Source organism: Bacillus sp. ISO11, assembly GCF_003458115.1.
In the GTDB taxonomy this organism is placed as follows: Bacteria; Bacillota; Bacilli; order Bacillales; family Bacillaceae_G; genus Bacillus_A; species Bacillus_A cereus.
Window position 1 is genome coordinate 83,611 of record NZ_QXCO01000009.1, and the last position, 17,948, is coordinate 101,558.

Below are 17,948 nucleotides of genomic sequence, written 5' to 3' on the forward strand. Positions count from 1 at the left end.
AATTCATAAATACCCCCCGCCATAAAAAAGCAAAAGGCGACCCCCTGGAGACCGCCGCCTAGCTTTCCGTACAAAAAATTCGTTTTATTTCATAAAAGGGGGTTCAACCAAAGGAGGTGGTTCACATGGGACGAAAAGCAAAGCCGATTCATTTGCAAATACTTGAAGGGAATAAAAACCGATTAACTAAACAAGAAATAGAGCAACGAGTGAAGGCTGAACAAAGTATTCAACCAAAAACGAATAGAATAAAAGCTCCAACTTGGTTAAATGCAGTAGCTAAAAAAGAATTCAATCGTATTTCTAAAGAATTAATGGAATTAGACCTTATTACGAATGTAGATATTAATGCTTTGGCGGCTTATTGTGATGCCTACTCTGATTACGTTGAATGCACAAAAATTATCAGTGAAGAAGGGCTAATGGTAGAGTATACAAATAAAGCGGCTGAAACCAATAAAGTTCCACATCCCTTATTAACTAAAAAGAAACAATTGCATGAACAAATGAAGTCGCTGGCAATTGAATTTGGATTAACACCAAATTCTAGAGCATCGTTAGCAAAACCAAAGGGTGATGATAAACCCAAAACCAATGCGGAAAAGCGATTTGGTGATAGGGTATGAGACTAGAAGAAAGGCTAATGCAATATGTTTATGACATTTCGGACGGTAACATATTGGCTTGTAAGAAACATAAATGGGCTTGTGAGCGTTTTTTAAGAGATCTAGAACGTACACAAGATGATGAATGTCCATTCTATTTTGATATTGAACAGTTGTATGATTTTTATGAGTGGTGCAAGCAATTTAAACATTTTAAAGGTGTATTAGCAGGGCAATATATTGAATTAACTGATTTTCAGTTATTCGTAGCAGCTAATATATTTTGTTTTCTTATTAAAGATACAAATAATAGACGTTTCCTACGTGTATTTATTGAACTTGCAAGGAAAAATGCAAAATCACAATTTTTGGCCCTTATCGCTTCTTATATAACATTCTTATCTGATCAACAAGAAGAGTGCTATATAGCTGGTTGGGATAGACAACAATCAAGCCTTGTTTACAATGATATTTTAAAACAACTTGGTGCATGTGATATGTTATCCAAAAAATATAAGGACTCTTATGGGAAAATCACGCATATAAAGAGTGGTTCAACAATAACACCGCTTTCTAAAGAAGCAAAAAAGACTGGTGATGGCACAAATCCATCTCTCGGTATCGTTGATGAATATCATGCTCATGATACTAGTGAGATTTATGATGTAATTGATTCTGGAATGGGTGCGCGTGAAAATACATTAATGTTCATTATTACCACAGCGGGATTTCACATTAATGGACCTTGTTACAAGGAGTATAAATACTGTTCAAGGATATTAGATCCAGATGATTTAGGTGTAGAAAATGATGAGTATTTTGTTGTTATTTGTGAACTTGATAAAGATGATGATATTAAGGATGAAACTAATTGGATAAAAGCCAATCCAATTGTAGCAACTTATGAAGCTGGAATGAAGAAGCTTCGAAGTGATTTGAAAGTCGCTCTTGATAATCCTGAAAAAATGCGGTCTTTTCTAACGAAACGTATGAATATTTGGGTTAACCGAAAAGAAAATGGTTATATGGATATGTCTAGATGGAATAAATGCGATGGTGTAATTGAGTTGTCAGAACTAAAAGGTATGGAATGTACAGTAGGAGCTGATTTATCAGCAAAAATCGATTTAACTAGTGTTGATTTCGAATTCAAAAAAGATGATAACTACATTGTAATTAGCCATAGCTTTATACCAGAAGATACTTTAGATGAAAAAATGAAAACAGATAAAGTACCATATGACATTTGGGCGCAGCAAGGTTGGATTACTGTAACGCCGGGTTCAGTAGTAGACTATAATTTCGTGAAAGAGTATATAAAAACGATGGAGTCAGATAATGAGTTTAAAATAAAAGAAATTTGTGCTGATCCGTGGAATGCAACTCAATTCATGCAGGACATGGAAGCAGAAGGGTATGTTGTTGTAGAAATCCGACAAGGTATGGCTACTTTATCAGGACCAACAAAAGACTTTCGTGAGCAAGTGTATCAAAAGAAAATTATTCATAATAACAATCCAGTTCTGAATTGGGCAATTGGGAATGCTGTTACTAAGCAAGATGCCAACGAAAACATCATGTTGGACAAGTCAAAAGCAACAGAGAGAATTGACCCTATAGCGGCTGTAATTAACTCACACGTTCGCTGTATGCTCAATTCTGGTGAAATGGATTTGAATTCATATATTTTAAGTCAAAATTTCTCATTCTAGGAGGAATTACATGCGTTTTTTATTGTTTTTTATAAGTATTTTAGAAGATATTTTACTTATTTCGGGGTTGTCCATCATTGTTGGGACAACTTTTTTTATTAATCCAATTTACGGCTGGTATCTGTTAGGGCTTATTCTCACAATGATGGGGGTGGTAATGATAAGAAGTTAGAAAGGAGGTGAAACTTTTGATTTTTCGGCATTTATTTAAGAACCAAGATACGACCGATTTGAAAAATCCGTCTCCTTGGTTTAAAAGTCTATTTGGTTATCAAGCAGCAAGTGGTGAAAAGGTTACGGTTGAATCATCTTTAGGGGTCCCGACAGTATATCGATGCATTAATATCCTTGCAAACAGTGTTGCAATGCTTCCTTTTCAAGTTTTTAGAAAGACATCAAAAGGAAGAGAACGAGATAAGATGCACCAAGTGTCGTTTGTTTTGGAAAGAAGACCGAACCCTTATCAAAGCCCATTTAAATTCAAACATTTAATCGAAACGCACCGCAATACATGGGGAAATGCTTACATCAATATTCATTGGGGTGCGGATGGTAGACCGAAAGAATTATGGGCACTAAATCCGGCTGTAACAACTCCAATCGTGGATCTGAAGACAAATAAGTTATGGTATTTTACGAATTTACCAGATGGTACACCTATTAAAATAACTGATGATGACATTATTCATCTTACTACGTTGTCTACTGATGGACTGAAGGGTAAACCACCTATTCAGATTGCGAGAGAGTCTATAGGTAGTTCACAAGCGGCACAAAAATTTAAAGGTAAATTCTTTACAAATGGTGCAGCCCATAGTGGGATATTGAAAACTCAACAAGCCCTTGGAAAAGAAGCGAAAGATGTACTTCGTGACGCTTGGGAAGAAGCAAATACAGGTTTGAATAATGCTCAAAGGATAGCAATTTTGGATGCTGGTTTAGAATTTGAGAAAGTCGGGATGCCATTAAAGGATGCTCAATTTATTGAAGGTATGAAGTTCGATAAGGCTGAGATTGCAAACATCTTTAATATTCCATTACACATGATTAATGAGTTGGATCGTGCTACATTCTCAAACATTGAGCAACAGGCATTGGATTTTATCCAAAATACATTGAGTCCAATTCTTATCCAGTATGAAGAAGAATTTTCTTATAAAACATTTTCATTTAATGAACAAAAGCGTTATTATTTGAAATTTAATCTAACAAGTTTACTTCGCGCTGATTCTAAATCGAGAGCGGAATTTTATAAGATTATGTTAGATGCTGGTGCTTTCTCAATCAATAAAGTATTAGAGCTTGAAGATATAGATGGAATTGGAGAATATGGTGATAAACATCGTGTCGATCTAAACCATGTATCCATTGAGATTGCGGATGAATACCAATTAGCGAAAGCTAGTGGAGGTTTGTCACTGAAAGGAGATGAGGGCAATTAAAGACGTATTCACTGTTAAAAATCAAACGGAATCGTCAGCAGACCTATTTATCTATGGTGACATCATAAATAATACAGGTTGGAAATGGGATGATTCTGACATTATGCCTGATGATGTGAAAAATATTTTGGGGCAATTAGATGATAAAAGTAACCTTAATATCTATGTAAATAGTGGCGGTGGCTCTGTCTTTGCTGGTTTGGCCATTTATAACATGTTAAAACGCAATAAGGCTCAAAAAACTGTTTATGTAGATGGTGTTGCAGCTTCTATCGCTTCCGTAATCGCCCTGGCTGGTGATCGTGTTGTTGTCCCTTCTAATGCTTTCTTAATGATTCATAAGCCTTGGACATATGCAGCCGGAAATGCAATTGATTTCCGAAAAGCAGCAGAAGATCTGGATAACATTGAGTCTGGGATTATGAATGTATATAAGGAAAACTTAAAAGAAGGCATTGAAATTGAAGAAATTCAACAATTAGTAGATGCTGAGACCTGGTTAAGTGGTGAAGAAGCTGAAAAATACTTCAATATTGAAGTTGTGGAAGCAAAAGAAGTCGCAGCTTGTAGTAGTGATTACTTTGATAAATATCAGAAAACACCTAGTAAAGTAGTAGCAAAATTGTCTTCTCTTCCTAAGAAGGACCTTAATGAACAATTAAAAATTCAAAACGCACTAGACCTGTTAGAACTATAGGTCTATTTTTGTGCCAAAACAAGGAGGAAATACTGAATGGATAAACGTGAACAAGAATTACGTCAAAGAATAGCTGATTTAAAAGCGAAAGCTGAGGAATTTAATAACAGCGGTAAATATGAAGATGCAAAGGCGAAAATCGAAGAAGCGAAAAACGCGAAAAACGAACTAGATAACTATCTAGCAATGAAGCAAATTCAAGTTCCTGAACCTGTAAACTCACAAACAGGAGCGTTACCTCCAGCATCAGTCCAAAATGAAGATACATCGTATAAAGAAGTATTTATGAAAGCAATACGTGGTCAAAGTTTAAGTCATGAAGAAGCAAGTGTTATGCAGGAATATAAAGCGGCCTTATCAGAGAATTCAGGTAAAGATGGCGGTTATATTGTTCCTGAAGATATTACGACAACTATTAACCAATTAAAACAGGCGGTTGATAATTTAGAACAATATGTAAATGTACAACCTGTTTCAACAAATAAAGGGGCTCGTACATTAGAAAAGCGCGCGGCATCAACACCATTTGCTCCATTATCTGAGTATGGTAAGCCGAATGCAATGCAAGAAATTGCTTCTCCTGAATTTGATCGTTTATCTTATGCTATTGAAGATTACGCAGGATTCTTACCAGTACCAAATGATTTATTAGATGATACAGATCAAGCTTTAGAAGAATATTTACGCCAATGGATCGCTAAGAAATCTATTGCTACTCGTAACTATCTAATTTTACAAGAACTCAACAAATTGACAAAGGTTGATTTTAAAGATTATAAAGGCATTAAAACAGCGTTAAATGTTACATTAGACCCGGCATTTGCAGCTGGAGCTAATATTTTTACTAACCAAGATGGATTCAATTACTTAGATCAATTGGAAGATAAAAATGGTCGTCCGCTTCTTCAACCAGATCCAACAAATCCAACACGTAGTTTGTTGTCAGGAAAACCGGTTATTACTTTGTCCAATAAGACAATCGCCACAGATAAAGATGGGAAAGCACCTTTCATTGTTGGTAATTTAAAAGAAGCCATCATTCTTTGGGATAGAAAACAATTATCTATCGATATGACTACAGAAGGTGGAAACGCTTGGAGAACAAATACTTCTGAATTCCGAGCAATCGAGCGTGAAGATGTTACGCCATGGGATACAGAAGCAGTTGTGTATGGACAAATTATTGTTACGCCTAAAACAGGAGCTTAATAAGGTAGGAGGTGTCCTTCTTGGTACTAACATTAGAGGAAGCGAAAAAGTATCTTCGTGTGGATGGTGATGAGGAGGATGATCTCATTACATCTTTCGTAATAGCAGCTGAAATATATATTAAAAATGCTACAAGTAAAAATGTAGATTTAAAAAGCGAGCTTGCTAAATTAGCAGCTCGTATTTTAATTGCTCATTGGCATGAAAATCGTGAAGCGGTTGGAAAAGCTGAACAATTAGCATTTAGTTTGCAGTCAATATTAGTTCAATTGCAATATTGTGGTGGTGATTCAAGTGAATCCGGGTAAATTAGATAAACGTCTTACATTTCAAGTGAAAGACGATGAAGCAAAGAGCCCAGACGGTGATCCAATAGAAAATTATAAAGATTCTTTTACTGTATGGGGTTCTTTTATTTTTTTAAAAGGAAGAAAATACTTTGAAGCAGCCGCAGCTAATAGCGAAATTCAAGGTGAAACGGAAATCCGATATCGCGTTGATGTAAATGCTGATATGAAGATTAAGTATAAGAACGTAATGTATGACATTATTTTAGTTATTCCAACTGAAAAACACACCTTATCAATCATGTGGAAGCGTGGTGGAATGAATGGCTGAGGGTGTTGAGTTTTTAGGCTTTGATCGCTTGATATCTGAATTAGAGCAAATGGGTCTACGTGGGGAAAAGATTGAAGATAAAGCTCTTGCAGCAGGTGGAGAACCTATCCGAAAAGCTATTTCTGAAATAGCGCCAAGAAGTGATAGTCCTAAAAGAGCAACAAAAAGTGAACCGTGGCGTACAGGACAACATTTAGCTGATAATATACGAGTTACAAAAGCTAAAATGGAAGGTGGCATAAAAACTATTAAAATAGGGATAGATAAAGCAGATCGTTCTCCATTTTTCTATGGGAAGTTCTTAGAATGGGGAACGTCTAAAATGCCAGCTCAACCATTTATAGAACCGGGTTTTAATTCTTCAAAAGAAGCGGCAATTCGCGCTATGACAGACATTTTGAAGAATGAAATGAGGTTGAATCTATGATGAATTTACGACCCGAAATTGTACAAGCTCTTGAAAATAATCAAGGGCTTGTTTCTTTATTAGGTGGAAAACGTGTTTATTATCGTAAAGCCAAAAATGCTGAAGAGTTTCCACGTATTACGTTTTTTGAATTAGACAATAGGCCAGAGGGATTTGCAGATAATGATGAAAGCGAAAGTGAAATCACATTCCAAATCGATATTTGGTCAAAGGGTAGTACAACAGCGATTCATCAAAAAGTGAATGAAATCATGAAAAGTATTGGTTTCTCACGTTATGCGGTTGCTGATTTATATGAAGATGATACACAAATTTTTCATTACGCGATGAGGTTCGCGAAAGGAGTGGAGTTATAGATGGCTGGAGAAGTTATTAAAATTAGTTCGACTGTCGGTGTAGATAGTCTTGTTTATGCGAAATCAGTGAAAGACGATGCAACTGGAGTGGATTATGCAACCGTTAAGAAGTTAGAAGGTGCTGTAAAGGTTAAAACCTCTAAAAAGGTGTCTTCTGAAATAATGTGGAGCGATAACAAAAAGTCAGAAATTGCTGAGTCTGATGGTGAGGTTGAAGTTGAGATTGAAGTTCGAGGTCTTCCATTATCTACAAAAGCTGATATTGAAGGATATCCAGAAGTTACAGACGGTGTATTAGATGAAAAGCGTGAGGGTGAAAAACCGTATGTAGCAATCGGATGGCGCTTTTTGAAGGCAAATGGTAAATATCGATACGTTTGGTTGTTAAAAGGGAAGCTTTCACAAGAAGAGGAAGAAGCTGAAACTAAAAAGGATAAACCGAACTTCCAAACTACGAAACTTAAAGGTTCTTTCATTGAACGTGATTTTGATAACAGATCGAAGTTTACAGCGGATGAAGACGAACCTACATTTACAAAATCTGTTGGAGATAACTGGTTCAAAAAGGTATACGAAAAAACAGCAACACCACCAGCAGGAAAGTAGGGTGGGAGCAAAAGCTCTCTCTTTTTTATTAATTAAGGAGGAATAAACTATGAAATTAACTTTAAGAATCAATAAGGAAAATAAAACTTTTAATTTACCAGAGTTCATTCCAGCTCGCCTAATCCGTCAGGCGCCTGAGCTTGCTGATATTCCAAATAATCCTGGTCCAGAGGATATGGATAAAATGGTCAAATTTGTGGTAAATGTTTATGATGAACAATTCACTTTGGATCAATATTGGGATGGTGTGGATGCCCGTAAATTCTTATCAACAACTTCAGATGTAATTAACGCAATTATTAATGAAACTGTGGATGCAGCTGGTGGTACACCTGGAACTGGAGAAGCAGAAAACCCAAACACGTAGAGGGGGGAGGGCTAACTTTCAGTGAGTTTATGGACGAGCTCTACCTCTCTTTATTACGTCAAGGATATAAACATCATCACATCGATAATGAAATGGATATTTGGCATTATTTAAGGTTGAATCGTAAGCATCGTGATCAAAGTAATTCAAATAGTACAAATCAAAATTCAAATGAAGTTGAAGTTCCAGCGGAAAACATTATTTAGCAAGGGGGTGAGACATTGGCGAATGAAATGAATAATCTAGTCGTTAGGCTTTCCCTTGATAATGTGAATTTTCGTCAAGGTATTGCGAATTCAGGACGTGCCGTAAGGACTTTACAAAATGAATTGAAATCAATCAGTACTGGTATGGGTGGTTTTGCAAACGCTAGTGAGCAAACACGAGCCAAAACGGATGCACTTAATAGATTGATTGAAGCACAAAAAGAAAAAGTTAGAGCATTACGCCAAGCCTATGATCAAAATAAGGCTAAGTTGGGTGAAAATGATGCAGCAACCCAGCGATATGCTTCACAGGTCAATAAAGCGGTTGCTGATTTAAATAGGTTTGAAAATGAATTAAAACAAGTAAACCGTCAAGCTGAACAAAAAGGGATGGATAAGTTAAATAATTCTTTGAAATCCTTACAGGCTGAATTTCAGTCTATTACAACAGGCATGGGCGGTTTTTCTAATGCAACAGAGCAAACCCGGGCGAAAATTGATGTTCTCACTCGCATGGTGGATAAGCAGAAAGAAAAGATTAGGGAACTTCAACAAGCCTATAATCGTGCGAAAACAGAAGAAGGCGAAGCGAGTCAATCGGCACAACATTATGCTGAACAAATTCATCGCGCTACAGCTGAACTTAATCGATTTGAAACTGGGCTACAGCAGTCAAATCGTGAATTAGAGCAGCAAGGCAATCGCTTGTTGAATTTTGGTAATCGCATGGAGACATTAGGTAACCATTTGCAAAATGCAGGAATGCAAATTGGTATGGTGTTTGGTGGGATGACTTATGCTATAGGACGTGGTTTAAAATCCGCGGTTACTGAATCAATGAATTTTGAACAACAAATAGCGAATATTAAAGCGGTATCCGGTTCTACTGGAGAAGAAATGAAAAAGTTAAGCGAGTTAGCTGTTAACATGGGGGAAACAACAAAATACTCCAGTGTTCAAGCGGGACAAGGTATAGAGGAATTAATAAAATCCGGAGTTAGTTTAACAGATATTATAAATGGTGGTTTAGAAGGTGCTCTTAACTTAGCTACAGCAGGAGAGCTAGAATTAGGCGAGGCGGCAGAGATTGCATCCACAGCCCTAAATGCATTTAAAGCAGATCATCTTTCAGTAGCAGATGCAGCTAACATATTATCGGGTGCAGCAAATGCATCAGCTACAGATGTACGTGAACTGAAATATGGTTTAGCGGCATCGTCAGCAGTAGCAGCAGGGGCTGGAATGACGTTTAAAGATACAGCTACGACTCTTGCAGTATTTGCTCAGAATGGGTTAACGTATAGCCCCGTTGCGGAGAGATTCGCAGCGTAAAGGACGTGAATTGCTGGGAAGCTAAGGTTATATAACTATGCTAATCAGCAGCCGAGTCATTTAGGAATAAATGAAGGGTCCAGAGACTAGGGTATGGAGTCCAGAACGGACAGTAAAACCCCACGAGCGCGTCCCATCCTAACGTGTAAGGCGAGGATGATGATATAGTCCGATACTCCAGTGAAAATTGGAGAATATGAGATAAAGAGCTCATATATAACGAATGTAAAAGGTTCTGATGCAGGTACTTCACTAAAAACTATGCTTATGCGGTTAAACCCATCTACTAAAGAAGCGTATAACAAAATGAAAGATTTAGGTCTTATCACGTATAACGCCCAAGCGGGTTTTGATTTCTTAGTTAAAAACGGTATTCAACCAGCTTCAAGAAATGTAGGAGATATAGAAGTTGCTTTAGAAAAATACGTAATGAAAACCGAAGGGGTTACAAAGTGGAACGATAAATGTGATACAGCATTCCGTGAGTTAGCCACGAGTTCGGCTTTCTTATCATCAAAATTTTATGATCAACAAGGGCATATTCAAAGTCTAGAAAATATTTCAGGAACACTTCATGAGTCTATGAAAGATTTAACAGACCAACAACGAAGTATGGCTTTAGAAACATTATTCGGTTCGGATGCTGTACGTGGTGCAACTATTCTCTTTAAAGAAGGGGCAAAGGGTGTTAATGAGATGTGGGATTCCATGTCGAAGGTTACAGCAGCTGATGTCGCAACAACTAAAATTGATACTCTACAAGGACGAATTACATTATTAGACTCGGCATTTTCCACAATGAAAAAGACAATCGGTGATGCGCTTGCCCCTGTGGTTAGTGCTTTTGTTGCTGGATTGCAGAAACTTGTGGATGGATTTAACGCATTACCAGGGCCAGTACAAAAGGCTATTGCGATTACAGGTGGTATTGTTCTTGCTTTAACAGCTGTGGCTACAGCTGTAGGTGTTGTTTTAGCGGCGTTTGGAATGATTGCTTCAGGAATTGGTTCTCTATCTATTGCGTTAGCATCCGTCGGCGGGATTGCTGGAGTTGCAGCGGGAGCGGTTGGATTCTTAGGAAGTGCACTAGGTTTATTACTAGGTCCGATTGGATTGGTAGCAGTCGCTCTCATTGGAACTGGAGTTGTCGCATATAAAGCATATCAAAAAGCAACAGAGGACAGTATTGCTTCTGTAGATCGGTTTGCTACGAATACAGAGGGGAAAGTAAGCTCATCCACAAAGAAAGTCCTTGGTGAGTATTTCAAGTTGTCTGATGGCATTAGACAAAAGTTAACTGAAATTAGATTGAACCATGAAGTGATAACTGAAGAACAATCACAAAAGCTAATCGGACAGTATGACAAGCTAGCTAATACAATTATAGAAAAAACAAACGCAAGACAACAAAAAGAGATTGAAGGCCTGAAAAAGTTTTTCGCTGATTCATACGTTTTAACAGCAGAAGAAGAAAATAAGCGCATCGAGCAACTTAATCAGCATTACGAACAAGAAAAATTAAAGACTCAAGAAAAAGAAAATAAAATCAAAGAAATTCTTCAAACCGCAGCTAGAGAAAACAGAGAGTTAACAACATCTGAACGCATCTCCTTGCAAGCTTTACAAGATGAAATGGACAGAGTTGCTGTAGAGCATATGTCTAAAAATCAAATGGAGCAAAAGGTTATTCTTGAAAATATGCGTGTGCAGGCTAGTGAAATTTCAGCTAGACAGGCAGCGGAAGTTGTAGAGAATAGCGCTAAAGCAAGGGATAAAGTTATTGAAGATGCGAAAAAAACACGTGATGAAAAAATTGCTGAGGCGATTCGTCAGCGTGATGAAAATAAAACAATTAATGCTGATGAAGCGAACGCAATCATTGCTGAGGCAAAACGTCAGTATAATAGTACAGTTTCTACAGCGCGAGACAAACATAGAGAAATTGTTAGTGAAGCAAAATCCCAAGCTGGGGAACATGCAAATCAAGTTGATTGGGAAACTGGTCAGATAAAATCTAAATACCAAGTAATGAAAGATGATGTAGTTCAAAAGATGAAAGAAACTTGGTCAGGTATAACAAAATGGTGGGAAGAAACAAAAACTTCAGCAAGCAACAAGGTAGAAGAGATAAAAAATACAGTTTCAAGGAAATTTGAAGAAAAGAAAAAAGCTGTCGTTGATAAAATGAAAGAAATAAAGAGCGATATTGAAGATAAGTGGAATACAGTTGAAAAATTCTTCAGCACTATAAATCTACGTTCCATTGGTAAATCCATTATAGAAGGTCTTGAAAAAGGGTTGGATGATGCGACAGGTGGTTTATATAGTAAGGCGAAAAGCATTGCTGGAGAGGTTAAAAAGACTATTTCTGGAGCACTAGAAATTAACAGTCCATCTAAAGTGATGATTCCAGTTGGTAGTGCCGTACCAGAAGGTGTTGGCGTTGGTATGGATAAGGGGAAACGATTTGTTGTGGATGCAGCAAAAAATGTAGTTGGAACTGTAAAAAAACAAATGAGTAATATGCCATCTGTTTTTGATTTTGGATTCCAGACTTCGCATTATAGTATCCCGCATAATGCGCTGGGTGATTTCAATGGGTATACGCAACCACAATCGCCTTATAACAACGCACCTACAGCAAGAACTATGTTCTCGGATAGATCAGGTAGAGAACAAGAATTAAATTTAACTGTAAATATGACCAACGTTTTAGATGGAAAAGAATTAGCGAACGGAAGTTACGCATATACTACCAAGCTTCAAGATCGTGAACAAAAAAGAAAAGCGGAATTTTAAGGGCGGTGAGCACGTTGGGGAAACTCAGCTTTACTTTTAATAAGATCAGAAAAGATTATATTCAAATGCTAGTTGGAAGAAAACGCCCTTCCTGGGCTCCAGTTAAAAGAAAATTAGTAAGAGTCCCTCATCGCGCAGGGGCTCTTTTTCTTAATACAGAAACAGAGGAACGTCGTATTGATGTTCCTCTTGTAATTAAAGCGAAAAAAGATATCGCTGATTTACAAAAGGTAAAAGAAGATTTAGCGGATTGGCTATATACAGAGCAACCAGCTGAACTTATTTTTGATGATGAGTTAGACAGGACTTATTTAGCATTAATTGATGGTTCTGTCGATTTGGACGAAATAGTCAATAGAGGTAGAGGTGTTATTACTTTTGTTTGTCCAATGCCGTATAAATTAGGCAAACAAAATACTCATACGTTTACTCAAAACTGGTCCACTGAAATCACTACTTCTTTCGTCAATCAAGGTAATGTAGAAGCGCCTCCAATTATTGAGATTGAGGCCAAGAAACCGAGTACATTTTTAGATGTATGGTTTGGTGAGTATCCGTATAATCGTGATTATTTTAGAATCGGTTATCCGTTGAAAACAGAGCAACTACCTGTAGAGAGAAATCAAAGGCTGATATGGGATGAAATGACTACCACTGTTGGGTGGAGTAAAGTAAGTTCAATGGAAGATGGCAACCCAGTCGGTGAAATGAAATCAGACGGTTATCAATTTTATTGCTCTAATTATGGTACAGGGACAGGAAAAGGATGGAATGGTGCAGCTGTTAAAAAAAATATACCTAATGGGCCAGTGCAAGATTTTATTATGCAGGCTTATGTTACATGTAAAAGTAAACGTATCAATGAGATGGGTCGAGTGGAAATAGCGATATTAGATGAAAACAGTAAAGTGCTTTCGAAAATAGCTATGACTGATGTATTTTGGCAAGCTGAACAAAACTTCGGAACAATGGTAATCGGTTATGATAATAAACCAGGAAGAAGAAGTTTAATTCATGAAAGTGGAGATTATCCAAACACTTGGAACCAATATCAAGGGCGATTGTGGATAGCTAGAACAGGAAATGTATGGGAAGCGTATATTTCGAAATTCCTCCCAGGGACGGAAAAAGATGATTCTGAACGATTTGTGCGGTGGACGGATGAAAATAACTATCACATGGAAAAAGCGGCGCAAATTCAAATCAGTATTATGCAATGGCAAGATGTACCGCCAGTAGAAGCGATGACCGTTTCAGATTTAAAGTTCTGGAAAGTGAATTTAAATACTCAAAATAATCTGCCGTACATTTTTGATACGGGAGACAAGATTATAATTGATACAGAAAAAAGTCTTGTAACCATTAACGGTAAAAATGCGATTAATTTAAAAGACATTTTTAGTAATTTTCCAACTGTCATACGTGGTGAGAATCGTATTGATATAATGCCACCAGATGTTAAAGCGACTGTTAGTTATAGGGAGAGATACAGATGAGAACACCAAGAGGGATTTTGCATGTTGTGGATTTCAAAACAAATCAAATCGTTGCAGCTATTCAGCCAAATGACTATTGGGATGACAATAGGCGTTGGGAACTAAAAAACAATGTTGATATGTTGGATTTCACTGTTTTTGATGGAACCACTCATTCAGCTACATTACAACAACAAAATCTTGTTCTAAAAGAAGTTCGTGATGGAAGAATTGTACCATATGTCATTACAGAAACAGAGAAGAATTCAGACAAACGATCCATTACCACATATGCTTCAGGAGCTTGGATTCAAATTGCTAAATCAGGCATTATAAAACCACAAAGAATAGAAGGCAAAACAGTAAACGAATTTATTGATATGGCTCTTGTAGGTATGAAATGGAAACGTGGGAAAACAGATTATGCGGGTTTTCATACTATGACCATTGATGAATTTATGAATCCGTTAACCTTTTTGAAGAAAATAGCTTCTTTATTCAAATTAGAGATTCAGTACCGTGTTGAGATTCAAGGGTCACAAATAATTGGATGGTATGTTGATATGATTCAAAGACGTGGTCGAGACACAGGGAAAGAAATAGAGTTGGGTAAAGATTTGATAGGCGTTACACGTATTGAACATTCAGGAGATATTTGTACAGCACTAGTCGGATTTGTGAAAGGCGAAGGCGATAGTGTAATTACCATTGAAAGTATTAACAGGGGACTTCCGTATATTGTTGATAATGATGCATTTCAAAGATGGAATGAACGTGGCAAACATAAATTTGGTTTTTATACGCCAGAAACAGAAGAATTAGACATGACTCCGCAACGTTTAATGACGTTAATGGAAATAGAATTAAAGAAACGTGTCAATTCTTCCGTGTCTTATGAAGTAAAAGCACAATCGATTGGACGTATTTTCGGACTAGCACATGAACTAATTAACGAGGGCGATACTATCCGAATCAAAGATACAGGCTTCACACCTAAGCTATATCTTGAAGCGCGTGTTATTGCTGGTGACGAATCATTCACTGATCCTGCACAAGATAAATACGAATTTGGGGATTATAGAGAGATAGTAGACCAAAACGAGGAATTACGAAAGATTTACAATCGAATCCTTAGTAAATTCGGCGAGAAACAAGAAATGCTGGATCAGCTAGATAAATTAGTGAAAGAAGCCAATGAAACAGCAAGTAACGCTAAGAAAGAATCAGAAGCAGCGAAAACACTTGCCGAAAAGGTACAAGAGAACATTAAAAATAATACTGTTGAAATTATAGAAGCTAAGAATCCACCGACAACAGGTCTTAAACCTAATAAAACGCTTTGGCGTGATATTAGTAACGGAAAGCCCGGCATTTTAAAAATATGGACAGGTACAGCTTGGGAATCGGTTGTACCAGATGTTGAATCAGTTAAGAAAGAAACACTTGAGCAGGTTAATGAAGATATTGAGGCCACAAAAACAGAATTAAACCAAAAGGTACAAGAAGCACAGAATCAAGCTACAGGACAATTCAATAAAGTACAGGAAGGTTTACAAGGTGTCAGTCGTACAATTTCTAATATCGAAAATAAACAAGGTGAAATCGATAAGAAAGTAACTCAGTTTGAACAGGATTCTAATGGATTTAAAACTTCTATTGAATCGTTAACGAAAAAAGATACTGACATTAGCAATAAATTAAATACAGTTGAATCTACTGTAGAAGGTACAAAGAAGACTATTTCTGATGTGCAGCAAACAACAAGTGAGCTTAAGAAAACAACTACTGAAATAGAAGAAAAAGCTGGGGAAATCAGTGAGAAGTTGACGAGTGTAGAAACAAAGGTTAATAGTGATAAAGCTGGTGGACGTAACCTTTTATTAAAATCAAATGTTAAATATGAAAAAACAGACTATCTAATCAATCAATATTCTCTAACTGAAAATTTCTTTGCGGGTGAGGAATATACCTTTGTAATTAAAGGGAATGTCCCACAAGGGCAGAAATTTGGAATTTGGCAGAATGGTGGGTCTAGCAATGTTGGATATGCAACAAGTGTTTACGCGAATGGAATAACGTATGTAACCTTCAAAGCAGTTGCAACTACAAGTGGAAATGAACGAAAGTTAAGCTTATATAACTATCCGAGTGGTACTACGAAATCTATTGTGGAATGGGTTGCCTTGTATAAAGGGAATAAGCCGCAAGATTGGACAGCAACGCCTGAAGAACAGGTAACAACGGATGAGTTCACTCAGAAAACAACTGAAATTGCAAAAAGCGTGGATGGAATTAAAGAAACAATTACAAAAGTAGAAAACAATCAAAGTGGATTTGATAAGCGTGTTGCTACTGTAGAAAAAGATGCAACTGCTATTAAACAAAATGTCTCTTTAATACAAAATACGCAGACAGAACAAGGAAGACAATTACAAGAGGCGAAAGCTGGATGGGAAAATACTGCGAAAGCACTTGAAGGTAAAGTTGAGCTTAAACAAGTAGAGGATTATGTTGCTGGGTTTAAGATTCCAGAGTTGAAGCAAACAGTTAATCAGAATAAACAAGATTTATTAGATGAATTGGCTAACAAACTTGCAACGGAGCAATTTGACCAAAAAATGACTCAAATCAATAACCGTTTTACTATCAATGAAGAAGGTATCAATGCCGCAGCCAAAAAGACAGAAGTATATACAAGGACACAAGCAGATGGACAATTTGCAAAAGATTCTTATGTAAGAGATATGGAAACCCGTCTTCAGTTAACTGAAAAGGGTGTTAGTATATCAGTAAAAGAAAATGATGTAATCGCAGCATTCAATATGAGTAAAGAAAACATTACTTTGAATGCGAACAGGATTAACTTAAAAGGTTTTATTACAGCGAGTCATATTAAAGGACAAGTTTTAGAAGGAGTAACACTTAAAACGAGTGGAAACAGATTTGTTGAAATAAATAAGCAAGACATGAAGATTTACGATGCAGATACGCCGCGTGGTTATATAGGATTTATGGAAACAAATAATGGAAGTATTCAACCTGCATTAGTCCTTGGTTCTGATAATAGAAAATACGCTGGTACAGGAGCATTTTATATTTATCAAGTCATGCCACGAATTAATGGAGTAGATCAACCTTCTCAAGCGTATGCAAGATTTGGGGTTTCTAAAGGAGAAAATGCAGAAGGTACGAATATATGGTCATCATATATTCAAATGCAGAATGACGGTGGACATCTGTATGCATATGCAGACGGAAGGTTATATTTTGATAATCTGAATGACATTATTTTTAACTCAGTAGGATGGGCTCCAGGATACGGCAAGTTTATAGTGACGACCACAGAACCGCATTTTTTTACAAATGATAGAGGCGAGTTCTATTTCAAAAGAAAAAATGCGCTTGGGGTTAGATCTATTTATTTTTCAGCTGGTGAAAATGATGATGATTTAAATTTAGCAAATATAAAGATAAGAGCAAGTTATGTGGCTGGTTATGATAACGGACTACAAATAAAGAATGGTATTGGTGGTCAATGGCGAGATATAGAATTAAGAACGCTACGAGCGAATGAAAATGTAAATGCCAACGGTCAAATGTGGGCGAAAGCATTTAATCCTACGTCAGCTAGAAATATGAAAGAGAATGTACAAGACATTCCTTTCTCGGCTCTTGATAAAATCATGAGTTTGGCTATAAAACAATACAACTTTAAAGATGATATGTATGATCTGTATCAAATGCGTGTGAACAAACCAGAGGAACAAACAGAACCATATACAACAAAAGAAATTGAAACGTATTTCGGTATGATTGCAGATGATACGGAAGATATATTTACAGATAAAGAGAAACGGGCCATTAACTTATATAATACTGTTTCGATCTTTATTGCAGCTTTCCAACAGCAGTATCATCAATTTAACGAAGAGTTAACTACTGTTAAAAGTGAGAATAAACAACTAGAAACTCAAGTTACGACCCTAGCAAACGATGTGGCCACATTAACAGAATTAGTACAAAAATTAATAAATGTAAAGCCAGAGCAGCCATAAGCTGGTCTTTTTTTATTTTGTACAAAGTACGGCCTTGATAAA

General features: G+C 36.7%; 16 protein-coding genes and 1 pseudogene. All 17 read left to right on the plus strand.

Translation table 11 applies throughout. The annotated features are described in order from the left end of the window. Nucleotides 1–116 precede the first annotated feature (116 nt). Nucleotides 117–626, plus strand: coding sequence for a phage terminase small subunit P27 family (locus D1166_RS12095; protein ID WP_179878570.1), 510 nt, complete (start codon nt 117–119; stop codon nt 624–626). Then, nucleotides 623–2,317 carry a terminase large subunit gene (locus tag D1166_RS12100; protein WP_098318640.1) on the plus strand — a complete coding sequence of 565 codons (1,695 nt, stop codon included), beginning with the start codon at nt 623–625 and terminating at the stop codon, nt 2,315–2,317. Before D1166_RS12095 ends, D1166_RS12100 begins: the two co-directional genes overlap by 4 nt. 10 nt (nt 2,318–2,327) lie before the next feature. After that, nucleotides 2,328–2,489, plus strand: coding sequence for a hypothetical protein (locus tag D1166_RS31265; RefSeq protein ID WP_001211536.1), 162 nt, complete (start codon nt 2,328–2,330; stop codon nt 2,487–2,489). A 16-nt stretch (nt 2,490–2,505) separates the two neighbouring features. After that, nucleotides 2,506–3,759 (plus strand): phage portal protein, encoded by a 1,254-nt coding sequence (locus tag D1166_RS12105; protein ID WP_098318641.1) that lies wholly within the window; start codon nt 2,506–2,508, stop codon nt 3,757–3,759. Next, nucleotides 3,746–4,456 (plus strand): head maturation protease, ClpP-related, encoded by a 711-nt coding sequence (locus tag D1166_RS12110; RefSeq protein ID WP_047386235.1) that lies wholly within the window; start codon nt 3,746–3,748, stop codon nt 4,454–4,456. Before D1166_RS12105 ends, D1166_RS12110 begins: the two co-directional genes overlap by 14 nt. Before the next feature lie 36 nt (nt 4,457–4,492). Continuing rightward, entirely contained in the window at nt 4,493–5,665 is a 1,173-nt protein-coding gene (locus D1166_RS12115; protein ID WP_098318642.1) for a phage major capsid protein, read from the plus strand. A 20-nt stretch (nt 5,666–5,685) separates the two neighbouring features. Beyond that, nucleotides 5,686–5,973, plus strand: coding sequence for a head-tail connector protein (locus D1166_RS12120; RefSeq protein ID WP_000244589.1), 288 nt, complete (start codon nt 5,686–5,688; stop codon nt 5,971–5,973). Next, the gene (locus tag D1166_RS12125; RefSeq protein ID WP_098318643.1) at nt 5,960–6,283 is read left to right on the plus strand and encodes a phage head closure protein; all 324 of its coding nucleotides are present in this window, start codon (nt 5,960–5,962) and stop codon (nt 6,281–6,283) included. The genes D1166_RS12120 and D1166_RS12125 overlap by 14 nt, the downstream gene beginning before the upstream one ends. Next, complete coding sequence (locus D1166_RS12130; protein ID WP_047386241.1) at nt 6,276–6,710, plus strand: HK97-gp10 family putative phage morphogenesis protein; 435 nt, start codon at nt 6,276–6,278, stop codon at nt 6,708–6,710. Before D1166_RS12125 ends, D1166_RS12130 begins: the two co-directional genes overlap by 8 nt. Continuing rightward, nucleotides 6,707–7,066 (plus strand): tail completion protein gp17, encoded by a 360-nt coding sequence (gp17, locus tag D1166_RS12135; protein ID WP_047386243.1) that lies wholly within the window; start codon nt 6,707–6,709, stop codon nt 7,064–7,066. Before D1166_RS12130 ends, gp17 begins: the two co-directional genes overlap by 4 nt. Beyond that, the gene (locus D1166_RS12140) at nt 7,067–7,672 is read left to right on the plus strand and encodes a major tail protein (RefSeq protein ID WP_047386244.1); all 606 of its coding nucleotides are present in this window, start codon (nt 7,067–7,069) and stop codon (nt 7,670–7,672) included. A gap of 49 nt (nt 7,673–7,721) precedes the next feature. Then, a complete protein-coding gene (gpG, locus tag D1166_RS12145; RefSeq protein WP_047386246.1) occupies nt 7,722–8,039 on the plus strand; it encodes a phage tail assembly chaperone G in 318 nt (105 codons plus the stop codon). A gap of 29 nt (nt 8,040–8,068) precedes the next feature. Beyond that, nucleotides 8,069–8,245: a hypothetical protein gene (locus D1166_RS31270; RefSeq protein WP_154642983.1), complete on the plus strand. Its 177-nt coding sequence runs from the start codon at nt 8,069–8,071 to the stop codon at nt 8,243–8,245. Between the two features lie 15 nt (nt 8,246–8,260). After that, nucleotides 8,261–9,541 (plus strand): annotated as a pseudogene (locus tag D1166_RS12150) (phage tail tape measure protein); the annotation flags it as partial. Between the two features lie 216 nt (nt 9,542–9,757). Beyond that, nucleotides 9,758–12,376 carry a phage tail tape measure protein gene (locus tag D1166_RS12155; RefSeq protein WP_098318646.1) on the plus strand — a complete coding sequence of 873 codons (2,619 nt, stop codon included), beginning with the start codon at nt 9,758–9,760 and terminating at the stop codon, nt 12,374–12,376. 14 nt (nt 12,377–12,390) lie between these two features. Further along, entirely contained in the window at nt 12,391–13,872 is a 1,482-nt protein-coding gene (locus D1166_RS12160; protein WP_098318647.1) for a distal tail protein Dit, read from the plus strand. Further along, nucleotides 13,869–17,906 (plus strand): phage tail spike protein, encoded by a 4,038-nt coding sequence (locus D1166_RS12165; protein WP_098318648.1) that lies wholly within the window; start codon nt 13,869–13,871, stop codon nt 17,904–17,906. The genes D1166_RS12160 and D1166_RS12165 overlap by 4 nt, the downstream gene beginning before the upstream one ends. The last annotated feature ends 42 nt before the right edge of the window (nt 17,907–17,948 follow it).